Raw genomic sequence first — 19,838 nt, 5'->3', positions numbered from 1 at the left:
TGGCGCCCGCCGCTGGTTTCAGCGGCGGGCGCTTTGCGTTGGAGGGCCGGCTTGTCGCGTATCGTCGTGGCGCGTTCAGGCGTCAGCGCGGGCTTCTTCCCCGCCAGGCGTCGAGCGAATAGCAGGCCAGCCCGATCCAGATCAGCACGAAGGTGGTCAACTGGGTCAGCGACAAGGGCTCGTCGAACACCCATAGCGCCAGGGCGAACTGCAGCGTCGGGTTGATATACATCAGAAAGCCCACGGTGGAGAGGCGCAAGCGTCGGGCTGCACCGGCGAACGCCAGCAGCGGCAGGGTAGTTAGCACGCCGCTGACCACTAGCAGAGTCGTGTTGGTCAGTGCGATGCCGAAGTGGGAGGCATTCTGGGCCATGAGCCAGGTCAGAGCGACGAGGCTGAAGGGCAGCAGTAGGGTGGTCTCGGCAAACAGCCCCGACAAGCCGTCGAGAGGTACCTGCTTGCGCAGCAGCCCGTAAGTGCCGAAAGTAGCCGCCAGCACCAGACTGATCCAGGGCAGGCGGCCCAGCATCACGAGCTGGATCAGGATCGCGATCAGGGCCAGGGCGATCGCCACACCCTGCCAGCGGCTCAGCCGCTCCTTGAGTATCAGCATGCCGAGAGCGACGTTGACCAGCGGGGTGATGAAGTAGCCCAGGCTGGCCTGAAGCACGTGCTGGCTCTCCACCGCATAGATGTAGAGCCCCCAGTTGAGCCCGATCAATAGCGCGCAACCAAGTACCGGCAACAGCCGGCGGGGCTGGTGGAAAGCCGCCCGCACCGGTGCCCAGCGCCGCATCAGGGTGATCACCAGCGCCAGGAACAGGCAAGACCACAGAATGCGGTGGATCAGGATCTCTCCCGCCGGCACGCCGTCGAACAGGGCGAAGAACAGCGGAAAGCAGCCCCAGATACCGTAGGCGGCCAGTCCGAAGCCGACGCCGCGACGCGCCTCGCGACGCTGTGCGGTGGCGCTCTCCGTTGGCGTCGCGGGTGGCGTGGCATGGCGGTTGGCGGCTGGCATGGCGGTGAGTCTCTGGCTGTTCGTGGTGGCGGCTCGGTAATCTATCATGTCCGTGGCACGCTTCGGGTGCGAAAATGGTCCAGAATCCCGGCACGAACAAGGAGATACCCATGAGCGACCTGCGCATCACGCTGATCCAGACGGAGCTCCAGTGGGAAGATCCGGCGGCCAACCGGGCGCTGCTCGAAGCCCGGATGGGGACGCTGGATTCGACGCAGACCGACCTGATCGTGCTGCCCGAGATGTTCGCCACCGGTTTTACCATGAACGCCGAAGCGCTGGCCGAGCCCGCCGGGTCAAGCGCTTCGCTGGCCTGGCTCGAGCAGCAGGCGCGCGAGCGTGGCTGTGCCATCACCGGGAGTCTGGCGATCACCGAGGGTGGGCGAGCCTACAACCGCATGGTCTGGGCCGAGCCCGGCGGCCGCACGCTGACCTACGACAAGCGTCATCTCTTTCGCATGGGGGAGGAGCCGCGCCACTACGCCGCTGGTAGCCGGCGTCGGGTGGTCGAGTATCGTGGTTTGCGGATCCTGCTTGCGGTCTGCTATGACCTGCGCTTTCCGGTCTGGCTGCGCCAGCAGCCACCTCAGGGCGAGGCGTTCGAGTACGATCTGCTGCTGTGCGTAGCCAACTGGCCGGCGCCTCGGCGGCGCCCATGGCGTACACTACTGAAGGCGCGGGCAGTGGAGAACCTGAGCTATGTGGTCGGCGTCAATCGCGTCGGCCAGGATGGCAACGGTCTGGCCTACAGCGGCGACTCGCTGGCCGTGGACTTCAAGGGCGACCCGCTGGTGGATCATCCGCCCGAGGCGCCTTTCGTCGAGACGGTGACCCTGTCGGCCGCGGCATTGTCATCGTTTCGCGATACCTTCCCCGCCTGGAGAGACGCAGATGCCTTTGCGTTGACCGACTTCGACGATGACCTGCAGAGTAAGGATGGGCAATGATCCGAACCTTTCGCCTCGACCAGAACGATTTTCAAGAGCTCAGCGAAGGCCCCATCGCCGAACGCCTGCTGGAGGCCAACTGGATCGATGCCTATGACCTCGATGACGACGATCGCGAGGCGCTGAAGCCATTCCTCGCCGAGGAGCTGCCGGCCAATACCGATATCGAGGAGATCGAATCCTCGGCGCGCTTCTTCACCGATACCGATGGCCTGCACGTGCACTCGCTGTTTCTGTCACGCAACGAGGGCAAGCATCAGACCAACACCGTGGTGTTCATCCTGCAGTCGCAGCGTCTGCTTTCGCTGCGTGAGGACGACCTGGCCGATTTTCGCCTGTTCCGGCTGCGCGCGCGGCGTGGCCAGACCGAGGCCCACTCGCCGCAGTCGCTGATCGTCACGCTGTTCGAACAGAAGGTCGAGAATCTTGCCGACAGCATCGAAGACATGCACCGCGACCTCGAGCAGGTCAGCCATATGGTGCTGGAGATCGAGGATGCCGATCTGGAAGAGGCGATCGATCGGCTGGCCAAGGTTGAGGATAGCGTGGGCAAGATCCGTCTGTGTCTGATGGATACCCAACGCTCGCTCTACTTCCTCATTCGCCATCTGCGCTATCACGCCGAGCTGCAGGAGCAGGCCAAGGAGGCGCTGCAGGACGTCGAGGTGCTGATGTCCCACAGCACCTTCCTATCCGACAAGGTGAACTTCCTGATGGATACCACCCAGGGCTTCATCAACATCGAGCAGAACCAGATCATCAAGATCTTCTCGATTGCCTCGGTGGTGTTTCTACCGCCGACCATGATCGCCAGTATCTACGGGATGAACTTTCACGTGATGCCCGAACTCGACTGGAGCTTCGGCTACCCGCTGGCGATCGGGCTGATGGCGCTGTCTGGGGTCTCGCCTTATCTCTACTTCAAGTATCGCGGCTGGCTATGAGCCCGCCGCCCCAAGGAAAGTCTCGAATTCATGCGGTTGGATAGATTTCTCAGTGAAGCCACCGAGCTGACGCGCAGCCAGGCCAAGCGTGCCCTGCGTCAGCTGGAAGTCAGTGTCGATGGCGAGGTCGTGCGCGACGCCTCGCGTCAGGTCTCGGATACCCAGGACGTTCGTTGGCAGGGAGCGCCGCTGGCGCGGGTCGGCTGGCGCTATCTGATGTTGCACAAGCCGGTCGGGGTAGAGTGCTCGCTGCGCCCGGCGCACTACCCGTCGGTGATGAGCCTGATCGAGATCGAACAGATCGAGCGCCTGCACCCGGTAGGGCGGCTGGACGTCGACACTTCGGGGCTCTTGCTGATCAGCGACGATGGCCAATGGACCCACCGGGTCACCTCGCCCAACCGCGCCTGCATCAAACGCTATCGCGGCGAGATTGCCGAGGCGATGTCGGAGAGTGTCGCCGCCAAGGTGGCGCAGCAGTTCGAGAAGGGCATCACGCTGCAGGGCGAAGAGAAGCCGACCCGGCCGGCGACGTTCGAGCGGGTGGGCCCGCACGAGGTGCTGATCGGCGTCACCGAGGGGCGCTATCACCAGGTGCGGCGGATGATGACGGCGGTTGGCTATCCGTTGACCTCGCTGCATCGCGAATCGATCGGCCCGCTCAGCCTCGACCCGATGCTCGAACCCGGTGAGTGCCGGCATTTGCGTCCGGAGGAGATCGCGGCCTTTTAGGCCGCATCTTCCTGCGTCGGCGAGTTCGGACTTTGCAGTTTATACCGTTATCTTTTCTGCCTGTCCTTTATCCCTCATATGAGCTCCGCGGCATACCGCTTTCACGTTAGTCGAGAGCGGCCGCGGCGATCAGGGCCCGGGTGTAGTCGCTGGTCGGGGCATCGAGTACCTGGGCACACTCGCCGCTCTCCACCACCAAACCCTCCTTGAGTACCAGGATCTGGTGCGCCATGGCGCGCACGACGGCGAGATCGTGGCTGATGAACAGATAGCTGATGCCGTGGCGCGCCTGCACCTGGCGCAGCAGCTCGATCAGCTGTTTCTGCACGCTGCGGTCCAGCGCCGAGGTGGGCTCGTCCAGCACCAGCAGGCGTGGCTTGAGAATCAGCGCCCGGGCAATGGCGATGCGCTGGCGCTGGCCCCCAGAGAACTCATGTGGATAGCGCTGGGCGCAGTCCGCCGGCAGATGGACCTCGGCCAGCGCTTCGGCGACGCGTGTCGTCAGCGTGGCCTCATCCAGTTCCGGGTGATGGAAGCGCAGACCCTCGCTGACGATATCGGCGACCGGCATACGCGGTGACAGCGAGCCGTAGGGGTCCTGGAACACGATCTGGAACTGCGGACGGCGTCGGCGCAGGGCGTTGCCCTTGAGGCGGTCGAGGCGTTCACCGTCGAACTCGATCTCCCCGTGGGCAGGCAGCAGCCGGATCAGAGCGGCGGCAAGGGTGCTCTTGCCCGAGCCGGATTCGCCCACCAGGCCCAGCGTCTCGCCCTGACGCAGGTTGAGCGAGAGCGGTTCCAGGGCGACGAAGGCCGGCGGCCGCGGCCGCAGCAGGGGTTTCGGGCGCAGGAACTCGACTCCGAGACGGCGCGCTGCCAGCAGCGTGGGGGCATTGGCGGGCGGCGCCGGTGCCGTGCCGGCGGGCGTGGCGTCGATCAGGGCGCGGGTATAGTCCGCCGCGGGCGCGTCGAATACCCGCGTCGTCGGGCCGCTCTCGACCACCTGGCCGCGATGCATGACCACCACCCGGTCGGCATGGCGGCGCACCAGGTTGAGATCGTGGCTGATCAGCAAGATGCCCATGCCGTGCTCCCGGCGCAGCTCGCCGAGCAGGGCAAGTATCTCTTGCTGCACGGTGACGTCGAGGGCGGTGGTCGGCTCGTCGGCGATCAACAGTTGCGGGTCGTTGGCGATCGCCATGGCGATCATCACCCGCTGACGCTGGCCGCCGGAGAGCTGATGCGGACGTGCCGCCAGGAGCTCCTCGACCCGCGGCAGGCGCACCTGTTCGAGCAGTTGGCGGCAGCGCCGTGTGGCGCGCTCACCGCGTAGGCCCTGATGCAGGCGCAGGCTCTCGCGCAGCTGCTTGCCCACCGTGTGCAGTGGGTTGAGAGAGGTCATCGGCTCCTGGAACACGAAACCGATGCGCCCGCCGCGCAGGGCATTCCACTGCCGCGCGGTGAGGCGCGCCAGGTCTTCTCCGGCGAAGTGGCGCCGCCCGCTGACCTCGCTGCCGGGCGGCAGTAGCCCCAGCGCGCCGAGGGCGCTGACCGACTTGCCGGAGCCGGACTCGCCGACCACGGCGACGGTTTCGCCCGGCGCCACCTCCAGATCGAGCCGGGTCACGGCCTGAAAGCCGCCGACGCGAATCGCCAGGCCCTCGAGGGAGAGCAGCGGGGTATGATTCATGGCAAGGCCCTCGCGCTATCGGCTCTGTCAGTGTTGTCGGTAATCGCGCCGGGCTTGGCGGTGACGACGATATGGCGCGGGTCGAAGGCGTCGCGCAACCCCTCGCCGATGAATACCAGCAGCGACAGCATCACGCTGAGCGAGAGAAAGGCGGTGATGCCGAGCCACGGTGCCTGCAGATTGTTCTTGCCCTGGGCCACCAGCTCGCCCAGCGACGGCGAACCGGGCGGCAGGCCGAAGCCGAGGAAATCCAGCGCGGTCAGGGTGGTGATGGCACCGGTGAACAGAAACGGGATGAAGGTGAGGGTGGCGACCATGGCGTTGGGCAGTACGTGGCGCCACATGATCAGCCGTGAAGGCAGGCCCAGGGCCCGTGCCGCGCGCACGTACTCCAGGTTGCGCGCACGCAGGAACTCGGCGCGCACGATATCGACCAGCCCCAGCCATGAGAACAGCAGCATGATGCCCAGCAGCCACCATACGTTGGGCTCGACCAGACTGGCCAGGATGATCAGCAGGAACAGCACCGGTAGACCCGACCAGATTTCGATCAGTCGCTGACCGAGCAGATCGACCTTGCCACCGTAGTAGCCCTGCACACCCCCGATCAGCACCCCGAGCACGATCGAGCCCACGGTCAGAGCGAGAGCGAAGGCGACCGATAGGCGAAAGCCGTAGAGCACGCGGGCGAAGACATCGCGGCCCTGGTCGTCGGTGCCGAGCCAGTGGCGCAGGCTGGGCGGCGAGGGCACCGGGCCCTGAATATCGCGATCCAGAGTCTGGTAGGAGAACGGTACCGGGGGCCACAGCGCCCAGCCGTGACGCTCGATCTGCTGGCGCACGAAGGGATCGCGATAGTCGGTGGTGGTGGGCAGGAAGCCGCCGAACTCGGTCTCTGGATAGTCCACCAGCAGCGGTACATACCAGTGGCCTTGGTACTGCATCACCAGCGGTTTGTCATTGGCGATCAGCTCGGCGCCCAGGCTCACCACGAACAGGAGTGCGAACAACCAGAGCGAAACGTGCGCGCGACGGCTAGCGCGGAAGATCTGCAGACGCCGGCGCGCGATGGGGGAGAGCCGCAAGCGGCGCTGGCGCGACGCCTCGGCATGCACGGGTGGGATCACGTTGTTTCTCATGTCCCTCATCATGCCTCTCGGGTAGCGAAATCGATACGCGGATCCACCCAGACATAGGTGAGATCCGAGATCAGCTTGAGCAGCAGGCCGATCAGGGTATACAGGTAGAGGGTGCCGAAGATCAGCGGATAGTCGCGCTGCATCACGGCCTCGAAGCCCAGCAGCCCTAAGCCGTTGAGCGAGAAGATCACCTCGATCAGCAGCGAGCCGGTGAAGAAGATGCCGATCAGTGCCGCCGGCATGCCGGCAATGATGATCAGCATGGCGTTGCGAAAAACGTGACCGTAGAGCACGCGGCGCTCGGAGGCGCCCTTGGCGCGTGCGGTGAGCACGTACTGTTTGTGGATCTCGTCGAGGAAGCTGTTCTTGGTCAGCATGGTCAGGGTGGCGAAACTGCCGATCGCCGAGGCGGCCACCGGCAGCGTGATGTGCCAGAAGTAGTCCTGTATCTTGCCGAATAGCGAAAGCTCGTCGAAATTGGCCGAGGTCAGCCCGCGCAGGGGGAACCAGTTCAGGTAGCTGCCACCGGCAAACACCACGATCAGCAGGATGGCGAACAGGAAGCCGGGGATGGCGTAGCCGACGATCACCACCCCCGATGACCAGACGTCGAAGGCGCTGCCGTGGCGCAGCGCCTTGCGAATCCCCAGCGGGATCGAGATCAAATAGACCAGCAGCGTGGTCCACAGCCCCAGCGAGATCGATACCGGGAGGCGATCGAGAATCAGGTCGAGCACCGGTCGTCCGCGGAACAGGCTGTCGCCGAGGTCGAAGGTGGCATAGTCGCGCAGCATCAGCGCGAAACGCTCCCAGGCCGGCTTGTCGAAGCCGAATTCCTGGGTCAACTGCTGGCGCAGCTGTTCGTCGATACCCGCCGCGCGCATACCGCGCTGTCCGCCGACGCTATCCCCTCCGCCGCCTTCCAGGCCGGTGCTGGCGTTACTGCTCAAGCCCTCGAAGCGCGCCATCATCTGGTCGATGGGGCCGCCGGGTGCCGCCTGCACGATCACGAAATTGAGCAGCAGAATCCCCAGCAGCGTGGGAATCATCAGCAGCAGGCGACGCAGAACATAGCTGGCCATGGATGTGTTCACTCCTGCCCGCGCTGACGCGCGGTGATCGCCGGGGCGCGGTTCGGATCGACCCACCATACGCTGAAATCCGGGGTGTAGCGCGGGAACGGCTGCGGGTAACCGAACTTGTTCCACAGCGCCACCCGGGTGCCGTCGAAGTTCCACTGCGGCACCACATAGAAGCCCCAGCGCAGAACCCGGTCGAGGGCGCGGGCGGCGGTATCCAGCGCGCTGCGGCTGTCGGCGCGAATCAGATCGTCGACCAGCGCGTCGACCACCGGATCGCTGACCCCGGCAAGATTGCGGCTCTGCGGGGTCTCGGCATAGGCGCTGGTCCAGAAGTCACGCTGCTCGTTGCCCGGATTGGCCGACTGCGGATAGCTGCCGACGATCAGGTCGAACTGGAACTGGCGCAGCCGGCTCAGGTACTGGTTGACGTCGACCACGCGGATGCGGCTCTGGATGCCGAGCCGGGCCAGGTTGTGCACGAAGGGCTGGGTGATGCGCTCGAACTGGCTATCGTAGAGCAAGAACTCCAGCGTCAGCGGACGCCCGCTCTGGCACTCGACCATGACCCCGTCGCGTACCTCGTAGCCCGCCTCACGCAGCAGCTCCAGGGCCTGGCGCAGGCGCGGGCGCAGTCCCTCGGGCTGGGCCATCGGCAGCGGCTGGTCGAATACCGCCGCAGGGAGCTGGTCGCGGTAGGGTGCCAGCAGCTTCAGCTCCGCCGGGCCGGGCAGGCCGCTGGCGGCCATCTCGGAGTTCTGGAAATAGCTCTGGGTGCGGCGATAGGCACCGTAGAAGATGTGCTGGTTGAGCCAGTCGAAGTCGAAGGCCAGGTTGAGCGCATGGCGCACGCGGGGGGCGGAAAGTGCCGGGCGGCGGGTATTGATGATATAGCCCTGCATACCGGCGGGCTGCCCGTCGGGGACGATCACCCGGCGGATCGCACCGTCCGCCACTGCCGGGGTGTCGTAGGCGGTGGCCCAGTTCTTGGCACTGCTCTCCAGGCGCAGATCGAGCGCGCCGGCCAGAAAGGCTTCCAGCGCCACTGACTGGTCGCGGAAGTAGTCATAGACCAGTCGATCGATGTTGTAGCGGCCGCGGTTGATCGGTAGATCGCGCCCCCAGTAGTCGTCGACCCGGCGATAGACGATACGCCTGCCTGGGTCGACATCGGCGATGGCGTAGGGGCCGGAGCCGAGCAGCTTGTCGAGGGTCGGGCGGGTGAAGTCGCGCCCCTGCCAGTAGTGCTTGGGCAGCACCGGCAGTTGGCCCAGAATCAGCGGCAGTTCGCGGGAATCGTTGTCGGGGAAGTCGAAGCGCACGCGATGGGTGTCGAGCGCGGTGACCGAGTCGACGGCGGCATAGTAGGCGCGATAGAAGGGCGAGCCCTTGTCGCGCAGCAGGCGAAAGCTGAACACCACGTCCGCGGCGGTGACCGGGGTGCCGTCGTGGAAGCGTGCCTCCGGGCGCAGGTCGAACTCGATCCAGTGGCGGTCGGGGTCGAGCCGCACCCCGGCGGCGAGCAGCCCGTACATGGTGAAGGGCTCGTCGGCGCTGGAGGCCATCAGGGTGTCGTAGATCTGCTCGAGCCCGCTGGCGGGGGTGCCCTGGATGATGAACGGGTTGGTCGAGTCGAAGCTGCCGCTGGCGGCCCGGCGCAGGGTGCCACCCTTGGGCGCATCGGGGTTGGCGTAAGGCAAGTGGTCGAAGTTCGCTGGCAGCGCCGGATCGTCGTAGAGCGCCAGCGCATGCACCGTAGGCACTGGGAGGGTGTCGGCAACGCCGCTGGTCGCCATCAGCATCAGCAGCGCGCCCAGCGCCAGGGCGCTTCTCCAGCTAGCATCTTGTAGCCGCTTCCCTCGCATGCGTGCTCCCGTACTCGTCGTTGTCTGGCCGTGATTTATACCCGAATCCCAGACCTTTGTACGCAAACGGCATGTGCGCGTCGATGCCCCTGGCAGCCCCCGATCCGCGCTACGGGCTGGCCAGCGATCTCAGCGCGAATTGCTGGCGAGCGCGCGGGCCGGTACCGAAAGGGTCTGGCCGACGCGGATGGTACTCCCGTGGAGCCCATTCTCGTGCCGGATTTCGCCGACACTGGTGGCGAAATGCGCAGCGATACCGGAAAGGGTATCGCCACGCTTGACCACATAGCGCTCGAGCACCGTGCGTTGGGAAGCCGGCAGATTGGCGAGATTGGCCAGGAAGCGTTTTTTGGCCGTCACCGGCACCAGGATGCTGGCATCCTCGCGTGGCCGGGTCGAGGCGCGCTTGAAGCCGGGATTGAGCTCGCGCAGGGTGTGTGGATCGACTCCGGATAGTTCGGCCGCCAGCGACAGCGTCAGCGGTCCGTCGGTGGGCACCTTGACGAACGGCGTGCGGTCGGGAATCGACGGCAGTGCGACATCGTAGTCAGCGGGCTTGGCAATCACCTCCGACAGCGCCAGCAGCCGTGGAATGTAATCCATGGTCTCGCTGGGCAGGCGCAGGTGCCAGTAGTCGATCGGCTCGCCGCGGTTGGCGGCGGCGTCGCGCGCTGCGTTGACGGTGCCGGCGCCGGCGTTGTAGGCGGCTAGTGCCAGCAGCAGGTCGCCGTCATACCAGCGGTCGGCAAGCTGTCGCAGATAGCGCATGGCGGCGTCGGTGGCAGCGACCACGTCGCGCCGGCCGTCGTACCAGGCGGTACGCGAGAGCCCCATGGCATCACCGGTGGCGGGCATGAACTGCCACAGCCCGGTGGCACCGCCGGGATTGGTGGCGGTCGGGTCGTAGCCGCTCTCGATGAACGGCAGCAGGGCGATCTCGGTGGGCAAGTGATTGGCGGCGAGTCGCTGGGTGACCCAGTGTAGCCAGGGGCGGGCCTGCTCGGCGATCAGCTCGACGTGGTGCGGATGCTCACGGTACCACTCGAGCCAGTGGGCAACACGCGGGTTATCGGTCTCGTGGGAGAGCGCGAAGCCGCGGCGCAGGGTGTCCCAGGCATCGGCCGAGTGTTTCTCGGTCAGACGCAGTGCCGACCAAAAGGTGGCTGGGCGTGGCTGGGCGGACTGACGCTGGCCGGCGTCGGCCCAGGCCGCTACCGGTAGTACCGAGCAGAGCAGGCTACCGGTCAGGCCGATGACCAGATAGCGGCGTCGCGATCGGGCATTCATGCAGCAGACATCCTTGGGTATCAATCGCCGCCCGCGTCGCCGGTCGAGACGCCGTGTCGGCGGGCAGCGTTCAAAAACGATCTTTCCAGCCACGCAGGGTGGCGAAGGCTTCCGCCGCGCTGGCGCAGGGGCCCTGCTCGCTCAGCGTCTGGCGCAGCGAGGGCTGGTCGAGGCGCAAAAACGGGTTGACCTGGCGTTCGCGACCCAGCGTGGTTGGCAGCGTTGGCCGGTCGAGGCGACGCGCCTGCTCGCACTCCTGACGATAAGCGTCGCGGGCCGCATTGTCCGGCTCGGCGGCGCTGGCGAAGGCGAGATTGGCCAGCGTGTACTCATGCGCCGGAAACACCAGGGTGTCGTCCGGCAGGGCATCGAACTTGGCCAGGGAGTGACGCATCTGTTCCGGTGAACCTTCGAACAGACGTCCGCAGCCGGCGGAAAACAGGGTGTCACCGGCGAATAGCAGCCCAGGTGTGCCTGGGGCATAGAAGGCGATATGGTCGAGGGTGTGTCCGGGAACGCTCGAGACCTCGAAGCGACGTCCCAGTACGCGGCACTCGTCGCCCTCGCCGAGGCGCTGATCGATACCTTCGATGCGCGAATTCTCGGGCCCGTAGACCCGCGGAGCATAGCGCTCGATCAGTTCACCCAGACCACCGGTGTGATCATGATGGTGATGGGTGATCAAGATGCTCTCGAGGCGCAGCTGTTCGCGCTCGAGCCATTCGATCACCGGCGTCGCGTCGCCCGGGTCGACCACGGCAACGGCATCGGTGGTGTCCTGACGCAGGAGCCAGATATAGTTGTCGTCCAGCGCGGGAATCGGCTTCACGCTCAGCATGTGTCATCCTCTTGCGACGATGGAGCGGTTGTCGGCGAAAGGCGGTTGTCGATGACAAAGCATTCATCAATGGTGAAGGCATTGTCGACGGGGTGGCGTCGAAGGGTTCGGTCCGCTCGACCTCGCTGAGACACGGATCCATCCGGCCGGTTCCACCGCGTACCGCTCAAAAAAGCGATAACCTTGGGGAGTTAAGGCGCCCGTGTCAATCACGTCTACGCAGCAACGGCTCGCCGAAGCGGTCCGGCGCGGCCGCCAATTCTGGGCTTCCGGGCCCGGTAACGCGCTGTGGCAGGCCGAGCGTGCCTGTCTCGGCCCCCACTGCGAGCAGCGCCATGGCGTGCTAAGTCTCCAGCTCGGGATGGCGCCACTGATCAGCGACATGAGCCCGATCCGCCACGCGCTGGAGTGGGCGCCTAGCGCGGCGCTGGCGCGCCAGCCCAATACCCTGATCTGCGCGCCGGATCGCCTGCCGCTGGCCGATGACAGCCTCGACCTGACCGTGGTCCATCATCTGCTCGAGGCGGTCGAGCGCCCCCATCAGGTACTACAGGAAGCCGCTCGGGTGACCCGCGCCGATGGTCGGCTCGTGGTCTTCGGTTGGCACCCCTACGCCCCGACGGTTGGCTCCCCGCGCCGGCATCAGCCGCCGTGGCAACACGCCTGGCGCAGCCCTCGGCGGCTGCGCGACTGGCTCGAGTTTGTCGACTTCGAGATCGAGCGAGTAGACTACTGCGGCTTCCGACTGCCCTGGCGTTCGGTATGTAGCCGTCGGCTGGAGGTATTCGGCCGGCGCTATAACGTGCCGCTGGGTCAGGCTTATCTGCTGGTCGCTCGGCGCCGGGCGCTGCCGGTGCAACCAATCGCGCTGCGCGAGCCGACCCTGGTAGGGGCCAAGTCCGGTGCCTGGCTGGGGTTGGCGCGCCACCAACCGCCGGCTCGGGACGCTGCCAGCACCCCCAGCTCCCCCTCAGCGTCGCCGCTGCAAGATGCCGCCGTGCGACGCCTGGAGACGTCGCACGGCGCTTGATCCGAGAGTGCCGGGGCGCTGCCAGCCACCGATCGCCCGACGCCGATGGTGCGGTCGAACTACCCATCGATGCATGTCGCCGGTGGGTCAATACGCCAGAGAGAATTCACGTTTTGCCAGCTTCCTCTTCATCTGACTCCGCCGTTGACGCCACGTCTCAGGCCAATCCGCCTCAGGTCACCATCTACACCGACGGCGGTTGCCGCGGTAACCCCGGTCCCGGCGGCTGGGGGGCACTGTTGGTCTCGGGCCAGCACCAGAAGTCACTCAAGGGCGGCGAGCGCCATACGACCAACAATCGCATGGAGCTGATGGCGGCGATCCAGGCGCTGAGGGCCCTCGATCGCCCCTGTCAGGTGGCGCTGTGGACCGACTCCCAGTATCTGCGCAAGGGGATCACCGAGTGGATTCACGGCTGGCAGAAGCGTGGCTGGAAGACCGCCTCCAAAGAGCCAGTGAAGAATGCCGAGCTGTGGCGTGAGTTGCTGGCGGAGACCCAGCGTCATCGCATCGAGTGGCACTGGGTCAAGGGCCACAGCGGTCACCCCGGTAACGAGGCGGCTGACCGGCTGGTCAACGAGGCGATCGACGCGGTGATCGCTGGCGACTGACCCGCGCCAACCCAAGGCCCCAGCGTGTGAGCGCTGGTGCTACTGCAGATATAGCTACTTACAGATATAGCTACTACAGATCGAGCGCTTGAGAGCGAGGAGAGCCACATGCGCCAAATCGTCATGGATACGGAAACCACCGGGATCGACCCGCGCGAGGGGCACCGTATCATCGAGATCGGTGGGATCGAGCTGATCAACCGCCGCTTCACCGGACGTACCTATCATCAGTACGTCAATCCCGAGCGTCACATCGAGGCCGAGGCGATCGAGATCCACGGGATCACCAACGAGCGGGTGGCCAACGAGCCTGTGTTCGCGCAGATCGCCGACGAGCTGTGGGAATTCATGCGCGGCGCCCAGCTGGTGATCCACAACGCGCCGTTCGATGTCGGCTTCTTCGACCACGAGTTCCGCCTGCTCAAGGCCGCCCGGGGCGAGCCGGTGCTGGGTCCGGTGGCCGAGCACTGCAGCGTGCTCGACACCCTCAAGATGGCGCGGCAGATGCACCCGGGGCAGCGCAACAGCCTGGATGCGTTGTGCAAGCGCTACGACATCGACAATGGCCAGCGCGTGCTGCACGGCGCCTTGCTCGACTCGGAGATTCTGGCTGAGGTCTACCTCGCCATGACCGGCGGCCAGACGGCGCTCTCGCTGGCCGGCAGCGAAGAGAGCGAAAGCCGTGAAGAGAGCAGCGCCGGGACCCATCTCAAGCTCGATCGGGCGGCCACGCCGCTGGTCGTGGCGCAGCCCAGCGATGCCGAATGGGAGGCGCACCGCGAGCGTCTGGCGCAGATCCGTCAAGCCGCCGGCCAGTGCCGCTGGGATGCGCTGAACGGTGACGGGGCCGCCTCCTGATGCTGCGTCGCGAGCTGCCTCCCGCGGATGTGCGACGGGGCTGGCTTATCCGTATGAATACCCAGGGCGTGGCGCCGGGCAGCGACGGCCAGAGCGTGCTCGAACGCGACGTAGCCTGGCCGCCGCAGGCTCTGCGCCTCGGCTTCTGGCACGACGAGCCGGTGGCGCTGTCGATCGAGACCGGCGACGAGACATGGCCCGCGGCGCGGGATTGGCTGGCGCAGATATCGCCGGCCGAGAGCGAACTGCTGGCGACCGCGTTGCAGGTCAGCCACTGGGAGCGCGACCACCGCTTCTGTGGGCGCTGCGGCCACCCGACCCAGCGTCTGGCGCACGAATTTGCGATGAGCTGCGAGCAGTGCGGTCTGCGTGCCTATCCGCGTATCTCGCCCTGTATCATCACCCTGGTGACCTTTGGCCGCGACATGCTGCTGGCGCGTAGCCCGCGTTTTCCACCGCGACGCTACTCGACGCTTGCAGGCTTCATCGAGCCCGGGGAGGCGGTGGAGGCGGCGGTGCGCCGCGAGGTGATGGAGGAGGTCGGCGTCGAGGTGGGGCGGGTCAGTTTCTTCAAGAGCCAGTCATGGCCTTTCCCGCACTCGCTGATGATGGGCTTCTTCGCCGAGGCGACCAGTCGACGTATTCGCATCGACGGCCACGAGATTGCCGATGCGGCCTGGTTCACGCCGGAGCGCCCGCCGGAGCTGCCACCCAGCTACTCGATCTCGCGCCAGTTGATCGAGACTCATCGGCGCGCGGTGGCGACCCGCTGAGAGACTGTCGGTGTCAAACGCCGACCACGGGCTGGCCGAGCAGTCGGCGAGCGCCGTTGGCGCCGAGGGCTCTTGTCAAAGAGCGCCTAGTCGTTGCGCTTGCCGAACAGCTTGGGCAGCCGCGCAGCCAGGCCGATATCGCCCTTGACCTTGACCCGACCGCCGAGCAGCGCCTGCATGGCATTGAGCTCTTTCTTGATCAGGGCGATCAGGGTTGCGGTGTCACTCTCGATGGTCACATCGGGGGCCGTGTGGTGACCGGCGTGGACGTTGAGGTTTCCACCTTCGATCACCAGGTGATGATCGTCGGCGTCGTGCAGCAGAAACTGATAGGTTGCGTTGAGGTCGCCGGCGGCCGCGGGGTCGAAGCGGCGTTGCAGCTTGGCGATCAGCTGGTCGTCATCCATGATGGCCCTCCATTGGCTTTGGGACAAGCAAACCACTGCGCCTGACGTTATGCAAGTTACGGTTTCTCAAGCCGATTCCCGGCTGCTCGTGGGAGGTGTCGGCGTTTGCCTGGCGCGGAGGGCCGTGTACAAGGCGTGGGTCGGACAGGTTTTGAATTAGTGTTAGATCATATAAGGAGCGGGACGTGATCGGATGGCTGGCGGAGTACGGTATGTTTCTGGCCAAGACGGCGACACTCGTCGTCGCGCTGGCGCTGGTCCTGGCACTCGTGGCGCGCGGCAGACGCCGCGGCGATGGCGATAGCGGCGGCCAGCTGCGGGTGACCTCGCTGGATGCACGATTCTCCCGACGTCGGCGTCAGCTGCAGCTGGCGGCGACGCCCAAGTCAGGACAGCGCCAACTGGCCAAGCGACTCAAGCGTGAAGAGAAGCAGGCCGCCAAGGCGATTGTGGACGATCGGATCTGGGTACTGGATTTCGAGGGCGACCTCAAGGCCTCGGCGACGCCTGCGCTGTCCGAACTGGTGTCGCTGCTGATCGCCCAGCTGGAATCGGGCGACGAAGTGGTGCTGCGGCTGACCTCGGGCGGTGGGCTGGTGCACAGCTACGGCCTGGCAGCGGCGCAGCTCGACCGCCTGCGCGAGGCTGGCGCGCGACTCACGGTATGCGTGGACAAGGTCGCGGCCAGCGGCGGTTACATGATGGCGTGCTGTGCCCATCATCTGATCGCGGCGCCCTTCGCGGTGATCGGTTCGATCGGGGTGGTGGCGCAGATTCCCAACGTGCATCGGCTGCTCAAGAAGCATGACGTCGACGTCGAGCTGCTGACCGCGGGACGCTACAAGCGCACCCTGACCGTGCTGGGCGAGAACAGCGAGGAGGGGCGGGCCAAGTTTCTCGAGGATCTGCAGTCGACCCACGACCTGTTCAAGCGCTATGTCGGCGAGCGGCGTCCGCAGCTCGACCTCGAGCAGGTGGCGACCGGTGAGATCTGGTACGGTAGCGAGGCGCAATCCAAGGGGTTGGTGGATGCCGTCGGCACCAGTGACGCCTACCTGCTGGAGAAGATATCCAGCAAGGCACGCGTGCTGCATGTCTCGTTGGCAAGTCGTCGTGGCCTCGCCGGTCGTCTGACCAAGGGCGTGGAATCAGGCGCTGAGCGCACGCTGGATCGGATACTGGAGCGGCTAGGTCGCCTGGGTTGGGAGCGCCACTGAGCGCTGGGGGTGAACTTGACCCGCCGCGCTTTACGCGAAACAGATTGGCACGCGAGTCGAGGCGTTGAAGCCATCGCCCCGCAGTGCCTGCCTGTGGTCGTTCCCGAGTGGCTAGCCCATACCTAGATCGGCGAGGGTAGCGATCAACCGGCCTGCGGTATCACCGTTGAGTGAATAGTAGATGATCTGCGAGCTGCGCCGTGTGGTGACCAGTCTCTCCTGGCGCAGCACGGCGAGGTGTTGCGACAGTGCCGACTGGCTCAGCGCCATCTGCTGGTTGATCTGGGTCACCGAGCGTTCCCCGGCCATCAGCAGGCACAGAATGCGTAGCCGACTTTCGTTGGCCATCGCCTTCAGGGTCGCGGTGGCGGGCCCGAACTGAGTTTCCGAGAGTGTCTGTTCCGTCATATGTGAAGTCCGAATTCGCAGGGCCGGCGCTGAACAATCTGTTACATTCATTTCTTATATTAACCTTTGTAACGTTAAGTTACAAAGTTTTTTTAGTGGTCCATCTGGTCTGGTATCAAGAGGGTTCCCTATAATGCCGCCCCCGCCGATGCCGCCCGAAGCCGCGACAGGCGGCAACGATGTCACTGAGGGTTCCCTTACCCCTCGGCCGACCGGCAGACGAAAAAGGTTCTTTCATGCTCAAACTCGACGAAAGTCAGATTCGCCAGACGCTTTTGTGGCTGGTCTCGTTTCATGTCGCGGTGATCACCGCCAGCAACTATCTGGTGCAGCTGCCGTTCACGCTGTGGGGGCTGCATACTACCTGGGGGGCGTTCAGTTTCCCGTTCATCTTCCTGGCGACGGATCTCACCGTGCGGCTGTTCGGCAAGTCGGCGGCGCGGCGCATCATCGCTGGGGTGATGGTGCCGGCGCTGATGGTTTCTTACGCGGTATCGGTGCTGTTCCAGCAGGGCCGCTTCCAAGGCTTCGAAGCGCTGGGGCAGTGGAATCTGTTCGTTGGGCGTATCGCCTTGGCCAGCTTCATGGCCTACGTGCTGGGGCAGCTGCTCGACATCCATGTCTTTGATCGCCTGCGTCGCCTGCGCGCCTGGTGGGTGGCGCCGACGCTGTCGACCATTCTCGGCAATCTGGCCGATACCTTCGCGTTCTTTGCGATCGCCTTCTGGCACGGTCCCGACGCCTTCATGCGCGAGCATTGGGTGGATATCGCCTGGTTCGACTACGCGGTGAAGCTGACCATCAGCCTGCTGTTCTTCCTGCCGCTCTACGGTGTACTGCTGGCCTGGCTGGGGCGGGTCGTGCTCAGTGGCCGCGATGAATCACTGCCGGGCCTGCCGCGACGCTGAGGTGGTGAGCTGGCGGGCCGAGGCACGGTCCGCCTGGCGCTCTGTTATTCTTACGATTCGCATCAAGAAACGCCACGCCGCGACAGCGCCAACCCGGTCATCGAAAGACCGGCAGATAGGCGGGTCGGCGGCCGAAAGCCAGTGAGTGGTGTAAAGCCAGCGAGTGGTGTAAAGCCAGCGAGTGGTGTAAAGCCAGCGAGTGGTGGAAAGCCGGCAGTGGTGGAAAGCCGGCAGTGGTGGAAAGCCGGCGAGTGATAGCAGGCCGGCAGTGGTGGAATAAAAGGAGAGCCAGATTGCAACTGCACTGTATCGATACCGGCACCGTCGATGCCGATGACCCCACACGTCCTCTGGTCGTGTTGCATGGCCTGTTCGGGAGCGCCGACAACTGGCGCTCGCATATCAAGCAGTGGCAGCAGACGCGCCGCGTGGTGGCACTCGATCTGCGCAATCACGGGCGGTCGCCGCATGCGCCGGGGATGCGCTACGCGCAGATGGCAGCAGATGTCGCCGAGTCGCTCGACGCGCTCGAGATCGCGCAGTTCGATCTGCTGGGGCATTCCATGGGTGGCAAGGTGGCGATCACCCTCGCTCGGCAGCGGCCCCGAGCGGTGGCCAGCCTGATCGTCGCCGATATCGCCCCGGTACCCTATGAGCATGGTCACGACGAGATCTTTGCCGCCATGCGCCGGGTTGTCGAGGGCCGGCCCGAATCGCGCCGCGAGGCCGACGCGCTGATGGCCGAAAGCGTGGATGTCGCTGCCACGCGCCAGTTTCTGGCTACCAATCTGGTGCGCGACGACGAGGGTATTCTGCGCTGGCGGGTGGGGTTGGATGAGATTGCCGACGGCTATGAGAACATTATCGCCGCGCCGGATGGCGAGGGCGCTTACCCTGGGCCTGTGCTGCTGCTGCGCGGCGGTAACTCCCCCTATGTGCGCGATGCTTACCGTGAGGCGGTGGCAGCGGTGATGCCCGAAGCGACCTGGGAGACGCTGGAGGGAGCGGGGCACTGGCTCCACGCCGAGCAGCCGGAAGCGTTTCAGCAGGCGCTGTCGCGCTTTTTCGCCGCTATCTGAGTCGGCACTGGCTCGCCACCGCTGGTGCGTCGCTGGCCTGGGCTTGTCAGCCTGTAAGCCTTTGGCGCTCAATCGCTGTCGTTGGCCTCTCCCTCCACCGGAATGATATCGAGATTGTCGAGTTGGGCGGCAAGGAAGCGGTTGAGGATCCGGTAGGTATCGATATCGAAACCGCGGTTGTCGGGTAGTACCTCGAGCTGGTTGAGATCGCTGACGCTGCCCTGGTAGTGCCAGTGGTCGACCACGTGCAGCCCGATCTCGCCACTGTCACTGCGTTCGCGAAACGCCACCCGGCCGGGCCACGGCCAGTTCTCGATGCGTAGCCGCTCCATTGCCGCCCTGGCGCGCCGGGTATGGTTCTCCAGGCTCTCTTCGCCGCAGCAGGCACCGCGACAGCGCCCCAGCTGATAGCCGAAACAGCGCCCGCGCCCGGTCTCCAGCCCCAGCACCCGTAGGCACAGGCCCTGCTCTGTGGCGATGTCCTTGAGCGTGGCGCGGGCTGTATGGCGATTGCGGAACAACCCGTAGAAGCGTGAGCGCGCGGTGACCACCCACTGGCCATCGCTCAGTTCGGGACGCGCTTCACCCTCCGGCCAGTCCCAACTGATCAGCCGGACCCGGCGACGCAGCTGGCGATTGTAGAGCGGCACCCAGCGCTTGATCAGGTCAGCCTCAAGCAACTGCGCGCCAAGGTCACCGCTGGTCAGAATCCAGGCGATACGCTGGGTCTGCTCGAGCATATGGCGGTGACGCCCGGAAGCGGGATCGCGCAGGTGGGTACGTACGCGTGTGCGAATGTCGAGACTCTTGCCCACGTAGAGCGGCAGGTCGTTGTGACCGAAGAAGACGTAGACGCCGGTGCGCGATGGCAGGCCATCGAGGGTATCGATACCGGTACTCGGTAGCGATGCTGCGGGATCGCGGCGAGGGTCGTAGAGGGGCATGGGGGAGCTCATGCTCCCCACTTTAGCTGATTCCGTTTACCTCGGCCGGTTCCGTTCGCGT

General features: G+C 65.3%; 20 protein-coding genes. 10 read left to right on the top strand and 10 right to left on the bottom strand.

What is annotated here, in order from left to right; translation table 11 throughout:
* Positions 1 to 82 precede the first annotated feature (82 nt).
* On the bottom strand, positions 83 to 1,021 hold the full coding sequence (gene rarD, locus J0A90_RS02100; RefSeq protein ID WP_207035784.1) for an EamA family transporter RarD: 939 nt from the start codon (positions 1,019 to 1,021) through the stop codon (positions 83 to 85).
* Between the two features lie 110 nt (positions 1,022 to 1,131).
* On the opposite strand from rarD, the gene J0A90_RS02095 reads away from it, so the two are divergent.
* Genes J0A90_RS02095 through J0A90_RS02085 form a run of 3 tightly spaced genes read left to right on the top strand, consistent with a single transcriptional unit; the run spans position 1,132 to position 3,644 of the window.
* On the top strand, positions 1,132 to 1,968 hold the full coding sequence (locus J0A90_RS02095; RefSeq protein WP_207035782.1) for an amidohydrolase: 837 nt from the start codon (positions 1,132 to 1,134) through the stop codon (positions 1,966 to 1,968).
* Positions 1,965 to 2,912 carry a magnesium/cobalt transporter CorA gene (gene corA / locus J0A90_RS02090; RefSeq protein ID WP_035473287.1) on the top strand — a complete coding sequence of 316 codons (948 nt, stop codon included), beginning with the start codon at positions 1,965 to 1,967 and terminating at the stop codon, positions 2,910 to 2,912. The genes J0A90_RS02095 and corA overlap by 4 nt, the downstream gene beginning before the upstream one ends.
* Positions 2,913 to 2,942: 30 nt before the next feature.
* Positions 2,943 to 3,644, top strand: coding sequence for a pseudouridine synthase (locus tag J0A90_RS02085; RefSeq protein WP_207035780.1), 702 nt, complete (start codon positions 2,943 to 2,945; stop codon positions 3,642 to 3,644).
* A gap of 106 nt (positions 3,645 to 3,750) precedes the next feature.
* Here the strand turns inward: J0A90_RS02085 and J0A90_RS02080 are convergent, their stop codons facing one another.
* The 6 genes from J0A90_RS02080 to gloB form a co-directional block, all read right to left on the bottom strand.
* Entirely contained in the window at positions 3,751 to 5,334 is a 1,584-nt protein-coding gene (locus tag J0A90_RS02080) for an ABC transporter ATP-binding protein (RefSeq protein ID WP_207035778.1), read from the bottom strand.
* The gene (locus J0A90_RS02075) at positions 5,331 to 6,473 is read right to left on the bottom strand and encodes an ABC transporter permease (protein WP_207035775.1); all 1,143 of its coding nucleotides are present in this window, start codon (positions 6,471 to 6,473) and stop codon (positions 5,331 to 5,333) included. Before J0A90_RS02075 ends, J0A90_RS02080 begins: the two co-directional genes overlap by 4 nt.
* Before the next feature lie 8 nt (positions 6,474 to 6,481).
* Positions 6,482 to 7,555: a microcin C ABC transporter permease YejB gene (locus J0A90_RS02070; RefSeq protein WP_207035773.1), complete on the bottom strand. Its 1,074-nt coding sequence runs from the start codon at positions 7,553 to 7,555 to the stop codon at positions 6,482 to 6,484.
* Between the two features lie 8 nt (positions 7,556 to 7,563).
* Complete coding sequence (locus J0A90_RS02065; protein ID WP_207035772.1) at positions 7,564 to 9,417, bottom strand: extracellular solute-binding protein; 1,854 nt, start codon at positions 9,415 to 9,417, stop codon at positions 7,564 to 7,566.
* Positions 9,418 to 9,546: 129 nt separating this feature from the next.
* Positions 9,547 to 10,704 (bottom strand): transglycosylase SLT domain-containing protein, encoded by a 1,158-nt coding sequence (locus J0A90_RS02060; protein ID WP_207035770.1) that lies wholly within the window; start codon positions 10,702 to 10,704, stop codon positions 9,547 to 9,549.
* Positions 10,705 to 10,774: 70 nt separating this feature from the next.
* Entirely contained in the window at positions 10,775 to 11,542 is a 768-nt protein-coding gene (gene gloB, locus J0A90_RS02055; RefSeq protein WP_207035768.1) for a hydroxyacylglutathione hydrolase, read from the bottom strand.
* Between the two features lie 202 nt (positions 11,543 to 11,744).
* Here gloB and J0A90_RS02050 point away from each other — a divergent pair, with 202 nt between their 5' ends.
* The 4 genes from J0A90_RS02050 to nudC all read left to right on the top strand — a co-directional run bounded on the left by J0A90_RS02050 (position 11,745) and on the right by nudC (position 14,814).
* Complete coding sequence (locus J0A90_RS02050) at positions 11,745 to 12,572, top strand: methyltransferase domain-containing protein (protein WP_207035766.1); 828 nt, start codon at positions 11,745 to 11,747, stop codon at positions 12,570 to 12,572.
* A gap of 113 nt (positions 12,573 to 12,685) precedes the next feature.
* Positions 12,686 to 13,183, top strand: coding sequence for a ribonuclease HI (rnhA, locus tag J0A90_RS02045; RefSeq protein WP_207035764.1), 498 nt, complete (start codon positions 12,686 to 12,688; stop codon positions 13,181 to 13,183).
* A gap of 108 nt (positions 13,184 to 13,291) precedes the next feature.
* Entirely contained in the window at positions 13,292 to 14,041 is a 750-nt protein-coding gene (dnaQ, locus tag J0A90_RS02040; RefSeq protein WP_207035762.1) for a DNA polymerase III subunit epsilon, read from the top strand.
* Positions 14,041 to 14,814, top strand: coding sequence for an NAD(+) diphosphatase (gene nudC / locus J0A90_RS02035; protein ID WP_207035760.1), 774 nt, complete (start codon positions 14,041 to 14,043; stop codon positions 14,812 to 14,814). The genes dnaQ and nudC overlap by 1 nt, the downstream gene beginning before the upstream one ends.
* Positions 14,815 to 14,900: 86 nt before the next feature.
* Here nudC and J0A90_RS02030 read toward each other — a convergent pair whose 3' ends face one another.
* Positions 14,901 to 15,221 carry an SCP2 sterol-binding domain-containing protein gene (locus tag J0A90_RS02030; RefSeq protein WP_207035758.1) on the bottom strand — a complete coding sequence of 107 codons (321 nt, stop codon included), beginning with the start codon at positions 15,219 to 15,221 and terminating at the stop codon, positions 14,901 to 14,903.
* Between the two features lie 185 nt (positions 15,222 to 15,406).
* Between J0A90_RS02030 and sohB the strand changes: the two genes are divergently transcribed.
* Positions 15,407 to 16,438, top strand: a complete 1,032-nt coding sequence (gene sohB / locus J0A90_RS02025; RefSeq protein WP_207035756.1) for a protease SohB — start codon at positions 15,407 to 15,409, stop codon at positions 16,436 to 16,438.
* Between the two features lie 111 nt (positions 16,439 to 16,549).
* Here the strand turns inward: sohB and J0A90_RS02020 are convergent, their stop codons facing one another.
* Positions 16,550 to 16,846 (bottom strand): helix-turn-helix transcriptional regulator, encoded by a 297-nt coding sequence (locus J0A90_RS02020; RefSeq protein WP_207035754.1) that lies wholly within the window; start codon positions 16,844 to 16,846, stop codon positions 16,550 to 16,552.
* Between the two features lie 236 nt (positions 16,847 to 17,082).
* Between J0A90_RS02020 and J0A90_RS02015 the strand changes: the two genes are divergently transcribed.
* Both J0A90_RS02015 and J0A90_RS02010 read left to right on the top strand, forming a co-directional pair.
* Positions 17,083 to 17,754: a 7-cyano-7-deazaguanine/7-aminomethyl-7-deazaguanine transporter gene (locus J0A90_RS02015; protein ID WP_207035751.1), complete on the top strand. Its 672-nt coding sequence runs from the start codon at positions 17,083 to 17,085 to the stop codon at positions 17,752 to 17,754.
* Positions 17,755 to 18,047: 293 nt separating this feature from the next.
* On the top strand, positions 18,048 to 18,833 hold the full coding sequence (locus J0A90_RS02010; RefSeq protein WP_207035749.1) for an alpha/beta fold hydrolase: 786 nt from the start codon (positions 18,048 to 18,050) through the stop codon (positions 18,831 to 18,833).
* A 68-nt stretch (positions 18,834 to 18,901) separates the two neighbouring features.
* On the opposite strand, the gene J0A90_RS02005 is transcribed toward J0A90_RS02010, so the two are convergent.
* Entirely contained in the window at positions 18,902 to 19,777 is an 876-nt protein-coding gene (locus tag J0A90_RS02005) for a GIY-YIG nuclease family protein (protein WP_233076423.1), read from the bottom strand.
* Positions 19,778 to 19,838 lie beyond the last annotated feature (61 nt).

Source organism: Salinicola sp. DM10, from assembly GCF_017306975.2.
Lineage (GTDB): Bacteria > Pseudomonadota > Gammaproteobacteria > Pseudomonadales > Halomonadaceae > Salinicola.
The sequence above is the reverse complement of the archived record's forward strand: the minus strand, read 5'-3'. Positions and strand labels throughout refer to the sequence as shown.

Excerpts from the sequence above, each read along its gene's own strand:
- rarD (WP_207035784.1), bottom strand. The coding sequence starts at position 1,021 with ATGCCAGCCGCCAACCGCCATGCCACGCCACCCGCGACGCCAACGGAG.
- J0A90_RS02095 (WP_207035782.1), top strand. The coding sequence starts at position 1,132 with ATGAGCGACCTGCGCATCACGCTGATCCAGACGGAGCTCCAGTGGGAA.
- corA (WP_035473287.1), top strand. The coding sequence starts at position 1,965 with ATGATCCGAACCTTTCGCCTCGACCAGAACGATTTTCAAGAGCTCAGC.
- J0A90_RS02085 (WP_207035780.1), top strand. The coding sequence starts at position 2,943 with ATGCGGTTGGATAGATTTCTCAGTGAAGCCACCGAGCTGACGCGCAGC.
- J0A90_RS02080 (WP_207035778.1), bottom strand. The coding sequence starts at position 5,334 with ATGAATCATACCCCGCTGCTCTCCCTCGAGGGCCTGGCGATTCGCGTC.
- J0A90_RS02075 (WP_207035775.1), bottom strand. The coding sequence starts at position 6,473 with ATGAGAAACAACGTGATCCCACCCGTGCATGCCGAGGCGTCGCGCCAG.
- J0A90_RS02070 (WP_207035773.1), bottom strand. The coding sequence starts at position 7,555 with ATGGCCAGCTATGTTCTGCGTCGCCTGCTGCTGATGATTCCCACGCTG.
- J0A90_RS02065 (WP_207035772.1), bottom strand. The coding sequence starts at position 9,417 with ATGCGAGGGAAGCGGCTACAAGATGCTAGCTGGAGAAGCGCCCTGGCG.
- J0A90_RS02060 (WP_207035770.1), bottom strand. The coding sequence starts at position 10,704 with ATGAATGCCCGATCGCGACGCCGCTATCTGGTCATCGGCCTGACCGGT.
- gloB (WP_207035768.1), bottom strand. The coding sequence starts at position 11,542 with ATGCTGAGCGTGAAGCCGATTCCCGCGCTGGACGACAACTATATCTGG.
- dnaQ (WP_207035762.1), top strand. The coding sequence starts at position 13,292 with ATGCGCCAAATCGTCATGGATACGGAAACCACCGGGATCGACCCGCGC.
- nudC (WP_207035760.1), top strand. The coding sequence starts at position 14,041 with ATGCTGCGTCGCGAGCTGCCTCCCGCGGATGTGCGACGGGGCTGGCTT.
- J0A90_RS02030 (WP_207035758.1), bottom strand. The coding sequence starts at position 15,221 with ATGGATGACGACCAGCTGATCGCCAAGCTGCAACGCCGCTTCGACCCC.
- J0A90_RS02020 (WP_207035754.1), bottom strand. The coding sequence starts at position 16,846 with ATGACGGAACAGACACTCTCGGAAACTCAGTTCGGGCCCGCCACCGCG.
- J0A90_RS02015 (WP_207035751.1), top strand. The coding sequence starts at position 17,083 with ATGCTCAAACTCGACGAAAGTCAGATTCGCCAGACGCTTTTGTGGCTG.
- J0A90_RS02005 (WP_233076423.1), bottom strand. The coding sequence starts at position 19,777 with ATGCCCCTCTACGACCCTCGCCGCGATCCCGCAGCATCGCTACCGAGT.